The sequence below is a fragment of the Actinosynnema sp. CS-041913 genome (assembly GCF_050942485.1).
Taxonomy (GTDB): Bacteria; Actinomycetota; Actinomycetes; order Mycobacteriales; family Pseudonocardiaceae; genus Actinosynnema.
This window is the reverse complement of record NZ_CP192037.1, coordinates 6,062,763-6,080,006: the sequence shown is the minus strand read 5'-3', so window position 1 is coordinate 6,080,006 and position 17,244 is coordinate 6,062,763. Positions and strand designations below refer to the sequence as shown.

Sequence of the window (17,244 nt, the reverse complement as noted above, 5' to 3'; positions counted from 1 at the left end):
AAGGCCCACGCGAGACACGTCCTCGTGCGGGGTTGAGCATTGTCGAGTCGTCCCCTTGGACCGGAACCCGGATCCGGTCCGCGTCACGTCCCATACCGTCGGAACGTTCAGGACGTGAACAAGTTCCGGAGCACTGCGTCGTGCTCCTGGCATACGACACGTCCCGATGAGCGGAGTGCGTCACTCAGCCGTTGGTCGAGCCACACCGGAAGCTCGCCGAGAGGCACACCGGACGGCTCCCGTCCGGCCTGCTCGACGGTGTCTGCTGACATGGCGACGAGTCGGGCGCCATAGGTCTCGGCCACCACGTTGGCGATCTGCAGCCCTGGACCGTCCAAGTCGCCTGCGTACCGGAGGCTCACACCGTGATCGACGGCCAGTTGCAACAGCGCGTGGTCGACGCTGCCGAGCTGGCCGCTGGTGCAAGCGAACGCGAGCGGGCTGCCGTGGGTCATCGCCGCTTCCAACACGGAAGGGTTCTCCACGACGGTGAGCAACTGCGGCGCGAATGTCGGCGGGTGCACGGTCAGGTCCAGGAGCGTGAGAGCCACCGGAGTCGTCGCTTCCCGCAACCTCAAGTCGATCGGGCCGGTTCCGCGCACTCGCACCTGGTGTAGCAAGACCGTCGCAGACAACCGGTCCGCGAGGATGCCGATCCCGGCGAGCATCGCGCGCATCAGATCAGGCCGCCGGGGTTCGGGCACGCCGGTCAACTCCGCCACCGCGGCCACCAACCGCACGCCGGGCAGTCGGTCCAGGTCGAAGTAATGGGGATCGCCCGCGCAGTCGTGGGACAGCTTCGCCAGGCTGGTCGGTGGTGTGCAGGGCAACCGCGACACCACTTGTGCCAACGCCCCTGCCAACTGCCGTACCGATGTCTCGTCATCCGTCCCGGCCGCCCGCATCCTGGCTACCAAGCGCGGCAACAAAGCCAGTACCTCCTCGACGTCTGCCCACAGGCCCAGCCGTTGCGCCGATGTGGCTCGCCGTGCGGCGGCCACGTCGACCACGGGCCGTCCCACCGCGGTCTCCACCAACTGCTGGAGATCTTCGGCCGACAGGCCCAGGGCGGTGAGCACGTCGCGCAGGGGCACTACCGTCACGTCACCGCTCGCCACCACCGCGGACTGGTCGCGCCGACGGCGGGCACTGGTGTCGACCCACGTCCTCAAGGTGGCCAGCCCGACGCTCGACAGTCCTTTGACCCGCACACGCGCGATCGTTGCGGGCTGGCGACCGGCGCACAGTCGCTCGTGGACGGCAGTCCACAATGCGGTCAGGTCTCGGTCGGCCGCCAGGGCGGCGATGTCGACCGCCATCACGCACCCAGGTTCAAGGTCAGCGGCTCCGCCTCACCGTGTCCCTTCCACAGCCACGGCACCGTGACGCGGTGCCTGCCCGCGGTCACGACTTGGTGGACGACCACCTGCCCGCTCTCCTTCTTGAGCATCGGGGTGATGAACGGCGCGGTCGCCAGCACGTCGAACTTCCACGAACGCAGCAGCGCGAGTACTTGGCGGAGGTTGGGCTCGTCGAACGCGGCGTCGATCTCGTCGATCGACACCCACCGGGGACCGTTGTAGTGCTCGCCGGAGTACATGGACCACGCTGCGGCAAGAAGCGGCAGCATGGTCGCCAGCCTCCGCTCCCCGGTGGACAACGAGTCCAGCGGGTTGGACCGCGCGGTCACCTCGCGGAACTTCTCCTGTTTCTGATCGGTGAACGACGAGTGGGTGACCGTGATTCTCCAGTCGTGCCAGGAGCGGTAGTCGAAGGTGTGTGCGACCCGGTCCTTCCAGGAGTCGCCCACCTTCTCGCTCATCCGCTGCTTCAGGACGATGTACATGTCCTCGAAGATGTCGTCGGACTGCGGCTGGGAGATCAAGTCGACCATGCGGCGGGCGTCCTCGTCCTCCCGGACGTTCCACTCCACCTGCACGCCGACCTTGGCCACGCCGGTGCGGACGCCGTCGAGCGTCCTGCGGATCTGTCGGACGAGTTCCTGGGCCGCGTCACGGCGGACCAGGATGTCGCGTCGCAGCTCCGTGAACAAACTGGTCTTCAGAGTGCGCTTGACGTCGTCTCGGAGGTCGTCCTCCAGCTGCGTGGCTGTCGCCTCCAGTTTCCCCACGGCGACGTGCAGATCCTCGCCCCTGGTCGCACCCGGATCGGCGACCACGGCGCGACGCCACTCGGTGTCGTCGACGGTGACCAGCACGACTTGCCGGTCGAACCGCGCCAGCGCGGTGCTGGTCGTGCGCACGCTCGATTCCAGCTGTGCCAGGGCGCGGCTGCGTGCTTGCACAAGAGCGCCGAGCCGGTCGCCGGTCGCGGAGTGGTCGGCGAGCAGGCGCCTCGCCCACTGGAGCGCGGCGGTGAGGTGCGCGGGCTTGCCCGCCGGGGTGCGGGGCAGGTCGTCGGGCACCGAGGCGAATCCCTCGTCCACGAGCGCGCCGAACTGTCGGAGCCGCGTGTCGCGCCGTTGTTCGGCGGCTTCCCGCTGCGGGGCGATCCCGTCGAGCGTGGCTTTCGCAGCGGCGGCTGCCTCCCCGGCTCGCTGTCCTAGTTCCGCCATGGACATGGCGTCGTCCTTGGCCTTCGTGAGGTCGTCGGTGATCCGCTGCCGCGTGGCGCGCAACTGTTCGTACTCCGCGCCGTACAGCTCCCGAGCCTCGGCCACGGCGGAAGCCTCACGGACGGCGGTCAGCCGCGCCTCCTCGGCTTCGGCGCGGGCCTCGGCCAGGACCTCCGCCCTCTGCCGCGTGAGTCCTTCGGCGCGACGGGCCTGGTGGAACAGCCCGATCACCCTGGTCGCCGCCTGGCCCCACAACTCCACGCGGTGCCCGAGGTAGGCGACGGTCGTGCCGTGGGCAGCCAACGCCGTCCGCTCGGTCGGCAGCAACGTACCGTCCGGCAGCGTGGCCTGGCGGTTGAGCTCGCGCAACGCTTCGTGGACCGCCCCACCGGCCTCCCGATGACGTTCAGCCGCCGCGATGACGGCTGCCTCCGACCTGCGCAAGTCCTCCGCACAGCGGTCCTCGCCGAGCTGGGCCGCACGGACCTCGGACATCGGGGGAAACGATGCGTGCTCCGCATCGGCTTCCCGCTGTGCTTCCTCGGCGGCGGCGAGGCCCGCCGAGGTCCCGCTTTCGGCGGCTCGACGTTCCTCGACCACCTGCTCCGCGGCCTCGACCTTGAGCCGTGCTCCGGCGGCGACGTCCGCGGTGTGCCGTAGTTGTTGTTCGGCTACAGCGATCCGGGTCGATCGTCCGACTGCGGCGGCATCCAGCCGGGCGAGGACCTGCTGCTTCGCCAGATCGGCCCGTGCGATGCGGTCGGCGGCCTCGCGCCGTGCCGTTTCGGCGGCGGTGTGCCGTCGCTCGGCTCTGCGGCGCGCGGCCACCAGTTCGTCGTGCGGCGGGAACGCGTCTCGTTCCGCTGTCGCGGCGAGGACGTCGGCCTCACGGTCCGCGAGTTCTCGGCGAGCGGCGGCGACGTCGTTCCTCGCACCGGCCAGCGCTCCTTCCAGGTCCGCGACCCGCCGCAGGCGAGCCCGCTCACGGGTGGTGCGGCCGATGAACTTCGTCCGGTAGCCCGTGGGCGCCGCCGCGGTGAGGACGCCCGAACGCACCCGGCCGTGCTCGGCGTCGCCGTCGATCGGGATGGACTGGAGCAGGGCCCGAACGCGTTCCGCAGGGATCGCGGGAGAACTCTCCACGTCGAGCAGGTCGCCGAGGGAGCGCCCGGGCACCGGGCGGCCGGTGGTGATGACGAGGTCGCCCGCGAGTGCCTGACCGTCGGGCGTCACCAGCGCGTCGAGCAGCCCGGCGACCAGGAGCGCGCCCTCCAGCCGGTCCGCTTCCTCCGTCGACAGGTGGCCGGCGAAGTCCACGAGCGCCCACAGCGGGACGCCGTCCTCCGGCCGGCGGTCACGCCACGGGGCAGCCTGCGGCACCGGTGCCGCGCGACGCGCCTCCTCCAGGTCCGCCGTCAGCTCCGCGACTGCGGACTCGGTCCGGTCGACGTCGTGCCGGGCGTCGGCCACGGCGAGCCCGAGCCCGACGCGGGCCTGGGCGTGCGCCTGCTCCACCGCCAGACGCACGACAGCGGGGTCGACATCGTGCTCGTCGGCTTCGGGCAGGACGACCGCGTTCACGAAGCGAGCTGCCCCGCGCCACCGGTAAGCCTGCTCGATCCACAACGTCGCGGCCCGGTGGGCGGCCAGGTCGGCCGCTGCAACGGTTTCCTCGGCCGCGGCGACGTTCCGTCGGGCCTCGTCCACGTCCCGCCGGTGCGCCTGGTCGGCCGCGGCGCGTTCCCCCGCGTCGCGCGACTCCTCGGCCAGCACCCGCTCGCGCTCCTCACGCAGGGCGGATGCCGCGATTTCCGACCGGCCGACAGCGCTGTCGTGATCGGCACGTGCCTGGTTGAGCGCGCGGACGGCTTCGGCCACCAGCGCCGTGGCCGTCGCTGCGGCTTGGCGTCGGCCCACCAGATCGATCCGAGTGCGGGCATCGTCCCGAGCCTCGGCTAGCCAGGTGACTATGCGGTCGATGGCCAAGGGGTCGTCCGTGCCGTCACGGGGCTCGGTCAGCTCACGAGGCACCGGCCCGAAATGGCGGGCGGCCGCCTCCCACTCGGCGATCGACTCCAGCAGAGCGGCCTCGGCGGCTCGGCGCAGCCGAACGGACTCATCGGCATTGCTGCGCGCCTCGTCGTCCAGGTGCTCGGCCCGGCGCAGTTCCTCCGCCGCTGCCCGCTCCCTGTCCTGCGCCGACGCGTGTGCCCTGAGCGCGTCGTCGACCCGCTGCACCTGGACGACGCGTGCGTCCGCCCACGCCGCCGGAGTGGCGCAGGTCTGCGTTACGTCCGCCACCGAGGTCTCACCGTGCCGCCCCGCGCTGAGCAGGGCCGTCGTGGCGGCCAACTGTTCGAGAACGGCGTCGGCGCCCACGGCGCGGGACGCGGCGCGCAGTTCGTCGGACAGCGTGGCCAGGTGCTCCCCGGCCTCCTGTGCCGTCATCGCCGCTTCTTCGGACTGCTCCGCCGCGGTCGTGGCCTCCTTGGCGGCGCTTTCCGCGCGGCCCGCGGCGCGTTCGGCTTCCCGAGCCAACTCCGCGGCACGACGTTCCATGTGCGGAAGTTCGGCTCCGGCGTGGTCGCGCAGGGCGGTGTCCGCTGCTTCGCGACGGCCTTCGAGGGCGGAGATGCGGGTGTTCAGGACTTTCAGCTGTCCGGCTGCCTCCTGCTGCTTCTGTTGCGCGGTCTCCAGGGCCGCGGTGGCTTCGCGGGTTCGACGCGTCTGGGCATCGAACTCGGTGTTGGCTGCGGTGAGCTGCGCCGCCTCGACGTCAACGAGCGCTTCGACGTAGCGCTGGTAGCGTTTGTCGGTGGTGGCCAGTTGCCTGGCCTCGTCACGCATGTCGGCCAGTTGGGTCTCGAGTTCGGAGATGCGTTCCATCGCCTCGCCGATGACCGTCAGCCGGTCGGGGTCCAGTGCGGGCAGCGCCTCGGTCAACACGGCGCGCATCTGCGCGGGTGGGATCGCCTCGGCCGTGCGCAGGCTCCGGAGGCTGCGCAGCACTCCTGTCAGTGCCTCGAACTGCACCTCGTCCAGCGGGGTGAAGAGGCGGATGCGCACGGCGTTTCGGTACCCTGGCTCGTCGTTCACGGCGGCGAGGTGGTCGCGTGCCTTCGAGCGCAATGCCTGCGCCGAGGTGAAGAGCTCCCCCTCGGTGGTCGCGAGCTGGGTGGCGAGGTCGTCGATCCGCACGGGGTCGCCGTCGCGTTCGAGCACGAGGTGTTCGCCCACTCGGCCGGGGCTGATGAAGAATGCGCGCTGGAGGTTCCCGCCGACCGCGCGCAGCCACAACCCTGTGGTCAGGTACGAGATTTTCCCGGTCCGCGGTTCGTGGCGGCCGTACTCCAGCCACCAAGCCCCGGTACGGTCCTCGCGCTCGTTGCGGTCGGTGTGCCTGCTGGTCAGTGTTCCCGCCGCCTTGCCCGACACCGACAGCGCCGTCTGCGAGGTGTCCCCGTCCAGCAGCAGCGTGATGAGCATCGACGCGGTGAGCGACTTGCCCGATCCGTTGGGGCCGGTCAGGGTCATCCACCCGTCGGCGAAGACGAGGATCTCGTTGGACCACGCCCAGGAGTTGACGACGCCCGCCCTCGATGGCTGCCAACGCCCTTCGGCAGTGGGAGCCCCGACCGAGGGCAAGTCGCGCACGGCGTCCAGATCGCCGACCGGGTGTTTGGTGATGTTCATCGGTCGGTCGGCTCCTCGGTGAGCTGTACGGCGGTTTGCTGGACCTTGATCCGCCAGAGGTGGACGCCTGGTGTCGGCTCCCAGATGTCGTGGTGCAGTGGGACGAGCAGCCCCACCGCCACCAGCTCCGCCGCGGCGGCGCGGGCCAGCGCGGGCAGTCTGTGCTCGTACGCCGCGGCCCAGCGGGGCAATGTGGTCCGCACCCGCTCGAACAGTGCGACGACCTCGGCGATGCCGAGCACCGCGCGCGGTTCGGGGCGCAAGGTCAGGGCGTCCAGCAGCGCGAGCGCCGCCTGCCGCTCGTTGCGGCGACCGTTGGGGAAGTCGACGAGCGTGCCGATGCCGCTGGGATCGGTGATCTCCCACCAGTCGCGGCGGGCCGTCGTAGCGAACCCCAGCGCCGCGACGACTTCCAGCGCCCGCTCGCGACCGGCGGGCGTGTGGAGGTAGGGCATCGGCGCCCGGTCGTCGAGCGGGTCGGCCGCCGGGTCGTCGACCAGGCGGCGCAACGCGAGTAGCCGTCGGTCGTCGACCGTCGGCTCATCGTGCGCCGCCGTGTCGTCGGCCAGCACGTCCGCGGACAGCACCGTGACGTGGCGCTCCGGATCCACGCCGTCCAAGCCGAGCAGGGTTGGTGACAGCGAGGAGAACTTCATGGCCAGCCGCTCCCTCGACGCGCTGACCACCAGGTCACCGTCGTCCTGACCGGCGATCCGCTCCAAGTCCGCGTCCACCGAGATCGAGCCTTCGGCAACCAAAAGCCTGAGCGCGTCGACCAGGTTGAGCCGACTGGTCCTCGCCTCCGATTTCCCGGTCCCGTCGGTCGCCACGATCCTGAACTGCGGCAAACCACCAGTTGGCGCCTCCGAGGCGCACACTTGGGCGATGGCCTGCATCAGCTCACGCAGGCTCATCCGAGGCCTGCGCCACAGCTGCTCGCACACGAGCGCGACGAGCGCCAAGACGTCCTTCGGCGCCAGGTGTGCGTCCCGACCGTCGCGGCGCAGCCGTGGGCCGCGTTCGGCGGGCACGTCGGCCCGGCGCTTGTGCAGCCGCACCAGCTCCGCCGACTCGGCGATCTCCAATTCCCAACCGAGCTCCGACCGGAAGAAGTCGGTCAGCTGCCGTCGTCCGCGGACGGCGGCGCGGTACAACTCGGCGTCCACCTCGGCTCGGATGCGCCCTGTGGCGACCAACCGACGGGCGGGTTCACGCAGTTCCGGTACCAGTGCGCGGACGACGCTCACGCGACACCGCCCTTCCGCTCCTCGCGGATGCCGATGTCGCCCGACGGAATCACACGTACCCGCAGGTCCGGTGCGGCCAGAACACCGTCCGCGAGCCGAACGCGGACGGTACGACCCGGTGTGCCGACCCTGACGAGCACCCGCACGCTCGCACCGTCCGCGTACGCCTGGCCGGTGCCGGTATCCGGGTCGAACTGGGCAAGCGCCACCTCCACCGCGCGTAACAGGACTGCTACGGCGGCGGACGCGTACCCGGTGAAGTGGTCCAGCGATACCTCGCCTTCAGTAGCGAGCAACGTGGTGAGGTGCCTGCGCTGGGACGCTTCCTCCGCTGCTTGGGCCGCTGCCGCCGCACGTTCCCGGCTCGTGTCCGCGAGCTTGCGCGGTCGACCGCTGGGCGGTCCGTGACGTTCGTGCTCGCGTAGCGTCACCTCGACCTGGTGCCTGGTCCGGCCCGCTGCGGCCAGGGTGCCGTGCGCAACGCTCTCCTCGACCATCCGGGGCACCGCGTGCCACGCCGGCCAGTCGCCGAAGGCCGCCGCGTACACGCGCCGGGCCTCCTCGTCGGTCGACTGACGGTGGAGGCTGCGGGCCAGCAGTCGGAAGTCGTGCCCGAGGTCGGAACCCCGGCGGCGGGCCGTGTAGCGGCGGTCGATGGCCACGAGCAGCGTGTGCACCGCGCCGGTCGCCGAGCCGATCAGCCGGTGTACGCCGCCGTCCTGGTGGAACCACGCCGTCAGGTCGGTGAGCCTGCGCACCCGGTCTTCCACCCAGCTCTGCTGCTCGGCGGCGTCGATGAGGCCGGCGTGGGCGACAGCGGCCTCCGCGACGGCGTGGTGCCCGGCGGCTTGGAGATCTTCCAGCGCGTGCTCCACCCGCCGCAGTGCTCTCCCGTACTCGCGGGGAAACTGCCGCAGTGCCTCGATGACGCGGTCGCGGTTGTCGCCGAACACGCTGTCGTCGGTGACGTCGGACTGGACGATGCGGGCGAGCGCGTCGTAGAAGTCGGCGGTGACGCGGCGGAGTTCGTCGATCCGGGTGCGTACGTCGTCGAGGTCGATGGGCAGGCGACCGGGGTCGTGCGCGGCGTGCTCCAGCAGCGCGCGGAGCGTGCTCTCCACGCCGTCCAGGAGCCTGCTGGGCAACTGGAGGGCGCGTCTGGCGTCGACCACGGCCAGGCGCACCGCGGCGACGATGCCACGCCCCTTGCGGGTCAGCGCCCACGCCTCCTGCCTGACGATCACGCCTTGGAGGCTGCGGACCGGCGCGGCGTAGTCCCGGAAAGGTTCGGCGAACCCCCATTGCGCCAGCCTGTCCAGCGACTCGCGGAGATCACCTTCCGGTAGGGGGTCGTGGTAGCCGACCACCCTTGCCTGGGCGGAGATGTCCGCCAGGGTGGCCATCGGTCCACGCGTCGACAGTTCCTCCAGGGCCGCCAGAAGCGCCGTGTACCGCTCCCGCACGAGGTCGTCGGACGTGGCGAACGCGGCCCAATCGTCCGCCTCGACCTCCTGCCACCACCGTCGCGGATCCCTCACCGCACCCCTTTCGGACACGACTGCGCATCATTGCCGCAATAGTGCGGCTTACTTGTTCGACGTCGCGTTTGAACGATCCCGGCGGGGACACCATAACCTGACAGTCCGACTGAGCGCGAAGTCCCCGTCTGATGATCGAACTATTGTCGACGCGCGGTGATGCGCAATGATCTGTGGGTGGGCGACAGGGGCGGCGGACCCGACGAGACGGGAAGACCTGCTCCCGTTCGCGCGCGCCGGACCGTGTCGAACACCGTTGCCGACGCGTCGTCCGGCCCCGTGGTGCAGGCCGGGTACCTGCACGGTGCCGCGACCGCACCCGGCGGCTACGCGAACGCAGGCGTGCACATCGGGGACGTGCACCTCACGTCAGGCACTCCTTTCCGGTCCCGATACCTGCACCAGGTAAGGCGCATGGCACCGAAGGACCTCGTCGGGCGCGAGGCCGAACTCGCGGAACTGGCCGAGTTCTGCTCGTCGCGGTCCGGGGCCTACGCCTGGTGGCAGGGTGAGCCGTGGGCGGGCAAGTCGGCGTTGTTGTCGTGGTTCACCCTGAATCCCCCTCCTGGGGTGCGGATCATATCTTTCTTCGTTACCGCTCGGATGGCTGGCCAGAACCATCGCGGCGCGTTCATCGAAAACGTCCTCGGGCAGTTATCCGAAATGCTGGGCGAAACACCCCCGGTGCTATTATCCGAGGCGACCGGAGAAGCGCACCTGTTGGGCATGTTGGAGGACGCGGCGGCGTTGTGCCGCTCTCGGAAGGAGCGGCTCGTCCTCCTGGTGGACGGTCTCGACGAAGACCGCGGTGTCACGACGGGGCCGGACGATTACAGTGTTGCCGGGTTGCTCCCCCTCACCCCACCTTTCGGCGCGAACGTCGTTGTAGCGAGCCGGTCACACCGCCCGCTGCCCTACGACCTGCCTCAGGACCACCCGCTTCGCACGAGCTCCTTGGTCCGTGAACTGGAGACGTCCCCGGCGGCTACCGTGAGCCGGTCGGACAAGGAAAGGGAATTGCGCGGATTGCTGACCGGGCAACGCGATCTGGTGGCGTTCGTCGTGGCGTCGGGCGGAGGGTTGTCGGCGGAGGACTTGGCGGAGCTGACCGACGTGCCCGCGCGCGAGATGACTGAGCGGCTCGCCTCCACCGCCTGCCGGAGTTTCGCCTCACGGCCGAGCCCATGGACCGCGGGCGAGGTGTACCTCCTGAGCCACACCGAATTGTTGGCGGAGGCCGCGACGCACCTGGGAGCCGCGGTGGACGAGCACCGGGCACGCATCCACCGGTGGGCCGATACCTATCGGGACCGCCGATGGCCGATGCCGACGCCGGAATACCTGCTGCACGGGTACTTCCGCATGGTGGCCGCGGACGAGGATGTCGTCCGGATGGTCGCGGTCGCGACTGACCGCGACCGGATCGACCTGATGCGAAAGGTCTCGGGAAGCGATTCTGAGGCCCTGAGCCAGCTCGTCGCGACCGAGGAGAAGCTGCTCGCGCGAAACGAGGTCGCCGTGACCGCGATGACCCGACTCGCGCTCAACCGGCAGCGGCTGAGAAACCGTAGCGCGGCGATTCCCGTCGACCTGCCGGCCGCGTGGGCGGCACTCGGTCGACAGCAGCGGGCAGCGGAACTCGCCGACGCCATCGGCTCGGTCGTGGACCGCATCGAGGCACTGGCGCTCGTCGCGGTCGAACTTGCCGAGCAGGACGTCGACGGCGCGAGATCCACGCTTTCCCGCGCCGAGCAGCAACTCAGCCTGGTGGACGAGCCGACATCCCGAAGCCGGGCGGTCGCGGCGCTCGCCAAGGCGGCGGTCGCGGTCGGAGATCCGGCCGGGGTATTCGCCGTCCTGCGCTCGCGAACAAGTCTGTCAGCCGACGACTTCGGGGAGATCGGTCGGGCGATCGAGGCCCGGTGGGGTGCCGGGCAGTCGGACGTCGCGATCAACTACATCGACGACGAGACCGCCCGGCTGCGCATGTGCCTGGGCATAGCGGAGGTCTCCCCGGACACGGACCGTGCCCGCCGCCACCTCGATCACGCCGTTCGGCTCCTGCCGGGCATTCCCCGATGGGAGGTCCGGAACACGTTGCGCCACATCACGCGCGCCGCGTCACGGCTATTACCGTACGACGTCGCCGACTCCACAATCCGCTCTTTGTTCCGCTCGGGAGCGTTCGAGGTCGAGGTGGCCGGTGCGCGAGCGGAGGTGGCGGCAAGGTTCGGCGATTTCCCAACCGTGGTGGACCTCGTCGCATCGCTCAACGCACCGGACGCGCGCCCGCTCATCGTCCACCTGCTCGGGGCCGTGCCCTGGCCGAAGCACCAGGCCGCCGAGCTTGAGGACCGGTTGGCTGAGGTCGGCGGCACCCGGAACACCCGTGCGCTCACGGTCGCCGTCGCAGACGCGGGTGACTTGCCACGTGCGGCGAAGCTCGCGACGCGCGCGGCGGACAGCGCGGCCTTGGTGGCCGTGGCCCGCCGTGCCGCGGTCGCCGGAAGTCCGGGAATGGCCGAGCAGCTCCTTTCCGCGACGATGAACCTCGTCGCGGCCGGCACCGACCCTGTCGACGACCTGCGTGGGATGGCGGTCGTGGCGCAGGCGGCCGCGCGGTGCGGTGACGCCGTTGCCGCGAAGCGCCTCATCGCGAAGGTCGAGGACCACGGGTACGGCACCGAGTTCGCCGATCAACTCGCCGCGGCAACGGCCTTGACCGGCGATCTGCCTTTGGCGACCGCATATGCCGGTGACGACGAACGGGTACTCGTGGCAGTCGTGCGCGCCGCCGCCGAAATGGGAGAGACCGCCGCCGCGCTGGAGATATCCCTTGGCCTATCCGACCGACACCGCAGGGAGGAGGCCCTCGCTGTCACTACGGAAGCGCTGATCGATACCGGAGAGCTGACCAGAGCGGTCACCACAATCATGCGGTGCAAGACAGACCCGGCGTGGCGAGTGGTCGCCACCGCCCTGGCGCGGCGACCGTTCACCGCCGATGCCCTGCACTTGGCCTTTCTCGTGCCCAAGGAGCGGCGCAACGCGCTGCGTGCGTCCATCGCCCGGTCCGCCGAGCACACGGGCGCGGTCGACGTGGCGAACGCGTGCCTCGACGAGATCTCGAACGACGACGACCGCCCGGACGCGCTGCTTGGTGTGCTTGAGGCGGCCGCAGCTCGACGCGACCTAGGCCGTGTCCGTCACCTGTCCGCAGCCCTGCACAGTGCCGCCGCACGATCCTCCACCCTCGGTACGGCCACCGGCCAACTCGCGGAAACCAGGACGCCGAGCGGTCTTTCGACGTTGACGACATTCACCGAGTCGCTCGAAGCCGCGCTGGAGGGTCGATCCGCGAGCCAGGCGGCGGTAATCACCCACCCCGAGCAGCGGGCGAGGGCGGCGGTGGCGTTGGCCAACACCGGTGCAGAAGACCTGGCCGCACACCTGGTCCGAACCATGCCGTCCGACTACGAGCGAGGGCGCGGGTGGCACCGCCTGGCGATGGAGACCCGTCTCGGCACGACCGGACGGCCGGCGGCGGAGATGCTGCGGCTCCTCCACTGGGCAAACGTCGTGCCGGTGATCACCCGGCACCACCCGGAGGTCATCCCGCTGCTCGTCGACGATTTTCTTCACACAGCAACCTGATCCTGGGGAAGTCGTCGGCTTGAGTCATCGGTGTCCGGCTACAGGTGCCACTGGTTGTTGTAGATCGACTCCGGTCGTCGCCCTCTACCGGCACCCGTCACCCCTCGCTCGGACAGCCGCGAGGTCCCGGAAAGTTTGTGACCATTCCGCCCGCTCGCCGCCGACGCGGGCTTGAGCCGGACCACGTCCAGCGGCGCGGTCTACAAACGGCACCGCCGAGCCCACGGAACTACTGGCTCTCGACCTTGCCCGCCGACGTCCGGCTGTGTGACCTGGTCAGAACCGCCAAGATCCGCTGGCGGATCCCTCTCGGTCAGACTGCTGTGAGACACCTCGTGTGAGCGGGGTTCCTGGCCAAGGGCGGGATCGGAGATCCTTATGCTCGTGTCCACCCCATCCGACAAGCCGCCCCGGCGTTCCTCTGGTGGGACGCCAGCCGATCCGGCCGCGCGCCCGTCCCGGCGGAGGTTCACCGCCGAGTACAAGCTCGCCCTGGTCGCCGAATACGAGAACGCCCCGAACGGGCAGAAAGGCGCGATCCTGCGCCGCGAGGGCCTGTACTCCTCGCACGTCATCGAGTGGACCCGGGCCCGCGACGCGGGCCGACTGGGCGGCGGGCCCGCGGAATCGACGGCCTCGGCGACACCGGCGCGCAGGACCGCCGAGCAGATCGACCTGGAGAAACTGCGCCGGCAGAACGAGAAGTTGACCTCCGATCCGACCAGGACCCGGATGGCGCTGGACATCATGGGAAAAGCTCACGCGCTCTTGCGGGAACTCTCCGAGAGCGCGGACGAGGACAGGCCGCACGGGAGGTGATGACGGCCGCGTTCGCCGAGCTGCGCGCCGCCGACGTGCCGGTAACGACCTCGTGCGCGTTGACCGGCAGGTCCCGGGCCACGCACTACCGCCACGCCGGGACGCCGGGTCCGGTTCACGGCCCCCGGCCGCGCCGGTGTCCGCCGCCGCACGCCCTGGACGCCGCCGAACGCGCCGGGGTGCTGGAGGTGTTGGCCGGCCCGGCCTACCGGGACCTGGCGGTCCCGCAGGTGTGGGCACGCGAACTGGACGAGGGCCGCTACCGGTGCTCGGTGTCGACGATGTACCGGAACGCACGCGCCGCCGGGCAGGTCCGCGAACGCCGCCGCGTCGCCACCCACCCTCCGCGGGCGCGTCCGGAACTACTCGCCCGCGGCCCGGGCCAGGTGTGGTCCTGGGACATCACCGCGCTGAAAGGCTCGGTGAAAGGCGTCTGGTACCGCTGCTACGTCGTGCTGGACATCTTCTCCCGGTACGTCACCGGGTGGCTGGTCGCCGCCGCGGAGGACGCGGTCGTGGCGAGGGACTTCCTCGCCGACGCCGTCGCCCGCAACGGCACCGCGCCGCACACGGTCCACGCCGACCGCAGCGGCGCCATGGTCTCCAAACCGGTCTCCGAGCTCCTGGTCGACCTCGGCGTACTCCGGTCGCACTCCCGTCCCCGCGTCTCGAACGACAACCCCTACTCCGAAGCGCAGTTCAAGACGATGAAGTACATGCCCGACTTTCCCGACCGGTCGGCTCCCTGCAGGACGCACGCGCGTTCTGCGAGGAGTTCTTCCTCGCCTACAACCACGAACACCGCCACTCCGGCATCGGCATGCACACCCCCGCGTCCGTCCACTTCGGAACCGCCGACCAGATCCGCGATCAACGCCAGGGCGTCCTCGACCGCGCCTATGCCCGATATCCGGAGCGTTTCGCACGCCGTCCCCGTCCACCCGCACTGCCCGACGTGGCCTGGATCAACCAGCCCGTCGAGCAACTGCAACCGACCCCGTAGACACAACCTGTCTCACTTGAATTGACAACTACCGCTCGGCCCACGACCTGACCGCAGCACGCACCCACGGCATCGTCGACGCCCTCACCGCAGCGGACATCCCATGCTGGGCGGACAAGGCCTACCGAGGCGCCGGCGGTGCGATCCGCGTTCCCTACCGCGGCAGATGGCACAACCTCTCGCCAGGACAGCAGGCGGTCAACCGCTCTCACGCCCGCATCCGCGCACTGGGCGAACGTGCCGTCTCGATCCTCAAAGCCTGGCGACTTCTGCGCAGACTCCGCTGCTCCACCACCCGCATCACCGACCTGACCCGAGCCGTTCCGGCTCTTCATCTTGCGGCCGGGTGAGGTTGGAAAAGGCTCAACCCGGCGGCCGTCGGGCACAGTACGATCTCGCAAACTCCACCACCTGGGCTTGCGGCGGTCTTTCCGGTGCCGAGCTGCACAAACAGGCATGCCGAGCCCGCGTTCGGCTGGCCGGGCCTGGACTGGCCCTCTGCCCACAGCGGCCACAAAGAAACCGGGCGTCACTCCGAATTCTGTCGATCACGGGGATTGAGCGGGTCCAGCGGTGTGCGGCGCCGCAGCATCCGCTGACGTGCCCCCTGGGGCGACATGCCGAGTAGCTCCCCGAGTTCCTCCCAGGTGTAGGCACTGTGTACTGGTTGTCCTGATCGGTGTTCTCGCCGTGCCTCCCGGAGCAGCATGCCGACCTGTTCCTCGGTGCTGCGACGGAGCTGTTCCGCCGCCCACAGGCGGGCCAGTATCGGGTCGCCGAACAAGTCGAGCACGGCGTGACCCAACTCAGTCACCGCTCTCCGGGCATGTTCCTCGGCCAGTTCCCTTCCCCCCATGGGGGCGCAGCCTAGCGCGACGGTGGCGACTCCGTGCGAATTTGAACAACAATTGTTGGGGCGTGCATTACCTCTGCTCCGAGCGGGCCAGTCGGAGAGGTGCGCGTACAGCGCCGATTTCACTCGTTTGCCATGTATTCGGGACTCGCGGCCGCAGAGCGCGACAACCTTACCTGCCGTCTGCTACACACCAGCCTGATCGGTTAGTCCGATCTGATTAAACTAGTTGTTTGCGTTCGTTACTCACCGCACCGTTCTCGGGGGTGTGCGACGTTCACCACTACGGCGGTTTCTTGTGGCTCTCCGCGACTGGAAGCATCTTGCGCCGTCGACGACTGTTGATCGACCGCACGAGGGAACAGTAAGGGGGCAGCGGTCTGAGGGTCGGGCGAGACCACTGCCGCATCACGCGCTGTCGATGCCTGGATCGACCGATTGTTGTGCGTCGTGCCCATTGACGACTAGCTTCTTACGCCGCCCGCCTGCTGGTTACCGCGATGTTTCATATTTTTCGATTGAGGGGGATGTGTGTCTCGATTACTATGTGTCCGAGGTGGCCTGATGATCGCGCTGGCGCTGGCGGGCAGTCTGGCCACGTTGACGGCCGGTGCCTCAGGCGAGCAGGAGAAGTCTTCACGCCCGACGGTGACGTCACCGTCGTCGGGGATGCCGGTTCCCGGCAGTCCGACGCGCAATGCGGTCCCCGCGCCGGAGTCGGTGCGGACACAGGCACGCGTCACGATGTCAGAGTGCGAGCCGTCGTCTGACGGACTGACGAGGGCATGCCTGCATGAGGTCGACACGGACGACGTCGAGGAACTCCCGGTGCCGCAGAACCAGGTGTCGTCCCAGACAATCCAGCCTTTACCGGAGTTCTGCACCAAGTCCGTGGACGGGGGCTTCTGGGGCACCCGCACACAGTTATGCGAACTGCGGCGGCTCAAGTACTCGACCGAGCGGTTGCAAAACGGCATCTGGGTCCTGACTGGCTCGGCGTCGATGCGCATCTACCCCTACGCGTACACGTCTACGACGCTGCCTGTGTGGGCGCACCAGATTCAGGTGTCGGCCTACTTCGGCTGGGGTGACGCGTTGAACGCCACGGTGCAGGGCGAGATCCGCTTCGAAGGCAACTGCACCCGACTCAACTCGGCGTTCCCTCGCCAAAACCTGAGTCCGCTCCACAGCTTCAAGGACGGCGAGGCGAGCTTCGAGACCACCGTGCGCATCTCCGGCGCGAAGGGCGCTTGCACCACCACGTGGGACCTTCTCTTCCTCAACGGCAGCTACACTCCGGAGAAGGCCGAGTACGCGATGCTGGAGATCCGGTGCGACAACGCCACCGCCGGCACGACCACGATCGGCTGCGTGGTGCCCTGGTCCCAGCCGGAGATGTACTACAGCCGCTCACAGTACCCCTCCTTGGCAGCCCACGTGGAGCGCGCGCAGGCATCCGGCCTGCCCGGCGGCCAGTACGGATACCCGCTCACCTACACGACCAACTCTGCGATCGTGGACGCCAATCGCCAGTTGGCCTGCGGTGACGCACCGAGCATCGCGGGCCTCAGTTGCGACGAGTACCCGATCGCCACGTCCCGCGAGGGCCTCAGCGCCGGTGGCACCCGCCGAACCTTCGAAGGGTGCAACTTCGCCCTGCCCGGCCAAACCGGCTACTCCGGCGTCAGCGTCTGCATGATCACCGCCACCGAGAACAACGCCCAGGGCGGCATCCACACCCAGTTCAACCGCAGGGAACGCATGCTCGACGGTGACACGTTCCGTATCTACATCAGCCCGTAAGCGATCGCTGGTGACCAGCCGCGGGACAGCCGACTGATTCTGCGGACGATTCGGCCCAC

General features: G+C 69.5%; 9 protein-coding genes and 2 pseudogenes. 6 read left to right on the top strand and 5 right to left on the bottom strand.

Going from position 1 to position 17,244, the window contains the following annotated elements:
• Positions 1-107: 107 nt before the first annotated feature.
• The 4 genes from ACQPZF_RS27335 to ACQPZF_RS27320 are packed head-to-tail and all read right to left on the bottom strand — an operon-like array spanning position 108 to position 9,053.
• Positions 108-1,319: a DUF2399 domain-containing protein gene (locus ACQPZF_RS27335; protein ID WP_433261619.1), complete on the bottom strand. Its 1,212-nt coding sequence runs from the start codon at positions 1,317-1,319 to the stop codon at positions 108-110.
• A complete protein-coding gene (locus ACQPZF_RS27330) occupies positions 1,319-6,268 on the bottom strand; it encodes an SbcC/MukB-like Walker B domain-containing protein (protein WP_433261617.1) in 4,950 nt (1,649 codons plus the stop codon). Before ACQPZF_RS27330 ends, ACQPZF_RS27335 begins: the two co-directional genes overlap by 1 nt.
• Complete coding sequence (locus ACQPZF_RS27325) at positions 6,265-7,515, bottom strand: DUF2398 family protein (RefSeq protein WP_433261615.1); 1,251 nt, start codon at positions 7,513-7,515, stop codon at positions 6,265-6,267. The genes ACQPZF_RS27330 and ACQPZF_RS27325 overlap by 4 nt, the downstream gene beginning before the upstream one ends.
• The gene (locus tag ACQPZF_RS27320) at positions 7,512-9,053 is read right to left on the bottom strand and encodes a DUF2397 family protein (protein ID WP_433261613.1); all 1,542 of its coding nucleotides are present in this window, start codon (positions 9,051-9,053) and stop codon (positions 7,512-7,514) included. Before ACQPZF_RS27320 ends, ACQPZF_RS27325 begins: the two co-directional genes overlap by 4 nt.
• Before the next feature lie 414 nt (positions 9,054-9,467).
• Here ACQPZF_RS27320 and ACQPZF_RS27315 point away from each other — a divergent pair, with 414 nt between their 5' ends.
• From ACQPZF_RS27315 to ACQPZF_RS27295, 5 genes and pseudogenes are all read left to right on the top strand, one after another.
• On the top strand, positions 9,468-12,707 hold the full coding sequence (locus tag ACQPZF_RS27315; protein WP_433261611.1) for a hypothetical protein: 3,240 nt from the start codon (positions 9,468-9,470) through the stop codon (positions 12,705-12,707).
• Between the two features lie 384 nt (positions 12,708-13,091).
• A complete protein-coding gene (locus ACQPZF_RS27310; RefSeq protein WP_433261609.1) occupies positions 13,092-13,526 on the top strand; it encodes a transposase in 435 nt (144 codons plus the stop codon).
• A pseudogene (locus ACQPZF_RS27305) lies at positions 13,526-14,131 on the top strand (DDE-type integrase/transposase/recombinase); the annotation flags it as partial. The gene ACQPZF_RS27310 and the pseudogene ACQPZF_RS27305, both read left to right, overlap by 1 nt.
• A 140-nt stretch (positions 14,132-14,271) precedes the next feature.
• The gene (locus ACQPZF_RS27300) at positions 14,272-14,529 is read left to right on the top strand and encodes an integrase core domain-containing protein (protein WP_433274714.1); all 258 of its coding nucleotides are present in this window, start codon (positions 14,272-14,274) and stop codon (positions 14,527-14,529) included.
• 35 nt (positions 14,530-14,564) lie between these two features.
• A pseudogene (locus ACQPZF_RS27295) lies at positions 14,565-14,879 on the top strand (transposase family protein); the annotation flags it as partial.
• 179 nt (positions 14,880-15,058) lie between these two features.
• Here the strand turns inward: ACQPZF_RS27295 and ACQPZF_RS27290 are convergent.
• The gene (locus ACQPZF_RS27290) at positions 15,059-15,343 is read right to left on the bottom strand and encodes a hypothetical protein (RefSeq protein WP_433261607.1); all 285 of its coding nucleotides are present in this window, start codon (positions 15,341-15,343) and stop codon (positions 15,059-15,061) included.
• 603 nt (positions 15,344-15,946) lie between these two features.
• Between ACQPZF_RS27290 and ACQPZF_RS27285 the strand changes: the two genes are divergently transcribed.
• Entirely contained in the window at positions 15,947-17,185 is a 1,239-nt protein-coding gene (locus ACQPZF_RS27285) for a NucA/NucB deoxyribonuclease domain-containing protein (RefSeq protein ID WP_433261605.1), read from the top strand.
• The last annotated feature ends 59 nt before the right edge of the window (positions 17,186-17,244 follow it).